Source organism: Prevotella sp. P4-67 (assembly GCF_002251325.1).
GTDB lineage: Bacteria > Bacteroidota > Bacteroidia > Bacteroidales > Bacteroidaceae > Prevotella.
This window is the reverse complement of the sequence record NZ_NPJL01000069.1, coordinates 1-4,728: the sequence shown is the minus strand read 5'-3', so window position 1 is coordinate 4,728 and position 4,728 is coordinate 1. Positions and strand designations below refer to the sequence as shown.

Annotated in this window: 5 protein-coding genes; all 5 read left to right on the top strand. The window is 44.7% G+C overall.

Annotated features, from left to right (window positions below; translation table 11 throughout):
* The first annotated feature begins 107 nt into the window (after positions 1-107).
* The 5 genes from CIK92_RS12480 (at position 108) to CIK92_RS12460 (ending at position 4,360) form a co-directional block, all read left to right on the top strand.
* Positions 108-734: a hypothetical protein gene (locus CIK92_RS12480; protein WP_022310199.1), complete on the top strand. Its 627-nt coding sequence runs from the start codon at positions 108-110 to the stop codon at positions 732-734.
* A gap of 67 nt (positions 735-801) precedes the next feature.
* Positions 802-1,095, top strand: coding sequence for a hypothetical protein (locus CIK92_RS12475; RefSeq protein WP_022310198.1), 294 nt, complete (start codon positions 802-804; stop codon positions 1,093-1,095).
* A 9-nt stretch (positions 1,096-1,104) separates the two neighbouring features.
* Positions 1,105-1,410, top strand: a complete 306-nt coding sequence (locus CIK92_RS12470; RefSeq protein ID WP_022310197.1) for a cell division protein ZapA — start codon at positions 1,105-1,107, stop codon at positions 1,408-1,410.
* Positions 1,411-1,441: 31 nt separating this feature from the next.
* Positions 1,442-2,977 (top strand): ribonuclease Y, encoded by a 1,536-nt coding sequence (rny, locus tag CIK92_RS12465; RefSeq protein ID WP_094389288.1) that lies wholly within the window; start codon positions 1,442-1,444, stop codon positions 2,975-2,977.
* Positions 2,978-3,406: 429 nt separating this feature from the next.
* Positions 3,407-4,360 (top strand): helix-turn-helix transcriptional regulator, encoded by a 954-nt coding sequence (locus CIK92_RS12460; protein WP_094389287.1) that lies wholly within the window; start codon positions 3,407-3,409, stop codon positions 4,358-4,360.
* Positions 4,361-4,728: the final 368 nt, after the last annotated feature.

The following is a 4,728-nucleotide window of genomic DNA, read 5'->3' as shown; positions in this document are numbered from 1 at the left end:
TGCGAAGAAATACGTTAAATAATTTTGACAATTGGCGAGTTTGTTGTAATTTTGTGGCTGTTAATGGCAATTAGGCCATTATTTAATTAAAAACTTAAGTAATTATAATGGGAATATTTTCAAAATTATTCGGAAATAAGTCAACGGAAAAGAAAACGGGCGGAATGGAAGACTACATGACGCTCATCAGGGTGTACTTTCAGGCATCGATAGCTAGCCAGCTGGGTATCAACAATCTTGCCATGCTGCCCGACTTGCGTATGTTCAAGACGACGCTGCATGTGCCCACCCAGAACAATAAGTTGGGTATTGGTGAGAAGAGCCACTGCAAGAAGATGCTCAAAGAGCTCTATAAGGTTGACGACCTCTTCTTCAAGGAGATTGACGCCAGTATTCGTAAGAACTGCCGTAAGATACAGGACGTACAGGTGTACCTCGTACAGTTCCAGGGCTTTACCCAAGACCTGATGATGCTGATGGGTAATCTCATGAAGTTCAAGCTGCGTATGCCTTCTTTCTTCAAGGGCGCCATCTACTCGATGACCGAGAAGACCGTGAAGGAAATCTTTACCAAAAACGACTACAAGGATGCCGGAGTTGTCAAGGTGGTGCTCAATATCCGCCAGTACAACAAGCGTCTCTCGTTCTCTGAAAAGTGGATTACCGGATTTGTCTATCAGGTGGTGATGTTGGCCAAGAAAGAGCCAAAAGCCAAAGAAGAGGCAGCTAAATAACAAAAAACGAGACATTTCTTTGGATTTTACAGATTATTCATATAAATTTGTAAGCTAAACATAGGTTATGGATGCTACTGAGAAAACATTGACGCTGTTTACGACACGTATGCGACAGATGATTCTCCGTTTTGATGAACTCAAAAAGGAGAAGACTCGTCTTGAGGATATGCTGTCCGAACGCGACGCCAAGATAGCCGAACTTGAGGCTCGGCTGGCTCAGGCTTCCATGGACTATGAGAGTTTGAAGATGGCGAGGATGATTGAGGTCACCGACGGTGATGTCGAAGGAGCGCAGAAGCGCATATCCAAGCTCATCAGAGACGTTAACAAGTGTATCACGCTACTGAGCGAAAAATAACGCGAAGCGATGGGTGAGTCAGACAAGGAAAAATTGCGTATTAGGTTACATGTCTACGATACGGATATGACAGTGACTATTCCTCGGGCAGAGGAAGAGTGCTATCGTGCCGCAGCCAAGCTGATAACCGATGTTGTAAACAATTACTCTGCTGTCTATAAAGACCGCAAGGGTGAGAAGGAAATATTATATATGGCTCTGATTGATATATCTCTCAGATATCAGAAGGAAACCAGAAAACACGATATATTGCCTGTTACCGACATCCTTACCAAGTTGACTTCCGAAATCGAAGAAGCGTTGGATAGCGAGTAAGGAATTAAATTTTATATACATAATACTAAAAATGGTAATTACATTGATTATAGTGGCCGTAGCTCTCGTCGTGGGAGTATTGGCTGGTTATATGATTTTCCGTTATGTCATTAAGGGAAAATACAATGAAATGGTAGCGGCAGCCTCTAAGGAAGCCGAAGTGGTAAAGGAGAAGAAACTGCTTGAAGTCAAGGAGAAATTCCTCAACAAGAAGAGTGAGCTGGAGAAGGAGGTGCAGCAGCGCAACCAGAAGATTCTGCAAAACGAGAACAGGCTCAAGCAGCGCGAGATATCTCTCAACCAGCGTCAGGACGAGATAGGCCGAAAGAAGCAGGAACTCACCCAGCTTCAGCAGCGTATAGACAACGAGAAGAAGCTGATGCTCGTAAAGCAGCAGGAACTTGAGAAGATGCAGGAGCAGGAGCGTGCCAAGCTCGAAGAGCTCTCTGGTCTGAGCGCCGAGGAAGCCAAGGAACGACTGATAGACAGCCTGAAGGACCAGGCCAAACTTGATGCCGCCAGCTATATCAACGAGATTGTAGACGAGGCCAAGCTCAATGCCAACCAGCAGGCCAAGAAGATTGTCATCCAGACCATCCAGCGTGTGGCTACCGAGACTGCTATCGAGAATTCGGTGAGCGTGTTCCACATTGATAACGACGAGGTTAAGGGTCGTATCATCGGTCGCGAGGGTCGTAATATCCGAGCCCTTGAGGCTGCTACAGGTGTCGAGATTGTCGTCGACGATACCCCCGAGGCTATTGTCATCTCTGCCTTTGACCCCATCCGTCGCGAGGTTTGCCGTCTGGCTCTCCATCAGCTGGTTACTGATGGCCGTATCCACCCCGCTCGTATTGAGGAGGTTGTGGCTAAGGTCAAGAAGCAGTTGGACAATGAGATTATTGAGACTGGTAAGCGTACGGTTATCGACCTGGGTATCCACGGTCTGCATCCCGAGCTGGTGCGTATCGTCGGCAAGATGAAATATCGCTCATCTTACGGACAGAACTTGTTGCAGCACGCTCGCGAGACAGCTAACCTCTGTGCAGTTATGGCTTCAGAGCTGGGACTTAATCCTAAGAAGGCCAAGCGTGCCGGTCTCCTGCACGATATCGGTAAGGTGCCAGACGAGGAGAGCGAGTTGCCCCACGCACTCTATGGTGCTAAGATAGCAGAGAAATATAAGGAGAAGGCAGATATCTGCAATGCCATCGCCGCTCACCATGATGAGACAGAGATGGAGAGCCTGCTTGCTCCTATCGTTCAGGTTTGCGATGCCATCTCTGGTGCACGTCCCGGTGCCCGTCGCGAGATAGTCGAGGCTTACATCAAGCGTCTTAATGACCTTGAGGCTATAGCCATGAGCTACCCTGGCGTGGTTAAGACTTACGCCATCCAGGCAGGTCGCGAGTTGCGCGTGATTGTCGGTGCCGACAAGATGAGCGACGAGGAAAGCATCCAGCTCTCTGACGAGATTGCAACAAAGGTTCAGAACGAGATGACCTATCCTGGTCAGGTTAAGATTACGGTTATCCGCGAGACCCGCAGTGTGGCTTATGCCAAGTAATAGCAAGCAAATTATAGCATAATTAATAATGAAGTCCCTTGTCAGATTGATGGCAAGGGATTTTTTTGTATTGCTTTTACTGTGCCGTTTGCCAACTACGCAAGCGTGGAGTGTATCTCCATAAGCGTGGAGGTTAATTTTGCAAGCGTGGAGAGTATCTCCATAAGCGTGGAGGTTAATTTTGCAAGCGTGGAGAGTATCTCCATAAGCGTGGAGGTTAATTCTACAAGCGTGGAGAGCCACTCTATGAAGTAGGTAGTTGTCTTCGGCGTTCATACTCAAAATACCTACTTTTAGGTATTGCACCATTTGGACATCCTTTTTATCTTTGCAACAAATATAGACTTCACTTTGTGTTAAAAAGTAATGTGGAAGGAAAATATTCTTTCGATTTTTGTAATTTTGCATACAATTATATAACAACAGACGATGAAGAAGCAGAAATTATATGAAGCATCAGACAAGATGATTACTCTTTTACAGGATAATTATGCGGTTTTGCGCTGCCTTGGCTCTTTTGGCATCAACCTGGGATTTGGCAACAAGACGGTAGAAGAGGTCTGTATAGATGAGGGAGTCGATAGCTTCACTTTTCTGTGTATTGTCAATTATACCATCAATGGATACCTGGGAGCGGATGATGTCGCGCGTCTTTCCGTGCCCACCTTGATGCAATATCTTAAATCCTCGCACGAATACTATTTGGACTTTGAGTTGCCTTTCATTAGGAAGGAACTTATAGCATCGCTTGACGCCGCCGACAATCTGGCGTCTCTCATCATCAAAATATATGATGAGTATGCCCGCAGTATCGTCCATCATATGAAGTATGAGGAAAAGAATGTCTTTCCATACGTCGAGGCACTCCTTCAGGGAAAAGCGCAGACCAACTATGATGTGGAGACTTTTTCCAAGCATCATGACCAGATAGATGTCAAGTTGCGTGAGTTGAAGAATATCATCATACAGTATCTTCCAGTCGATGCGCATCGCAATAATCAGCTTTATGCGACGCTGTTTGATATCTATAATTGTGAGTCATGGCTTGCCCAGCATTCCGAGGTCGAAGACCATATCTTTATACCGGCAGTCAGATTGCTTGAAAAGCAAATCAACCAAAGCAATATATCGCAGAAACTGTCTAATATGATTAATAAGAACAGTGATGCAGATGTATTGAGCGACCGCGAGCGCGACGTGATAGTCTGTCTGGTGCAGGGCATGACAAATAAGGAGATGGCTGACCATCTTTGCATTTCCATCAACACTGTTATCACTCACCGCAAGAATATTGCACGTAAGTTGCAGATACATTCTCCTGCAGGTCTTACCGTCTATGCCATCGCCAAAGGTCTTATAGATATGTCCGCAGTCAAGCTGTAAATCGCGGCAATTTTCCGAGTAAATATTTCTCCTCTTTTATAATTGTTTGTCATTCACGCAGTTGATGCTGTTTGGCTGTTTGATGACTTGAAAGACGGTAGTTGCAATCCCGTCAGTCGCCCTGTTGGTCAAGTCTTAAAATATGTAAATGGATAGAACTTTTTCCATCTTATCCTGTACCATCAGCGGCTTTTTTATTATCTTTGCAAATGATAAAAAATGGAAATAACTATCACTCTATTCTTTTTGAAGTTTTCCTTTTTGGAAAACTTTTTGGGAAATAAAAAATGAAAAGTTATCCAAAACGAACAACTTTATAATGTTTATCATGAATAGAAATAACTAAAAATATGGAAATAAAGAACTTC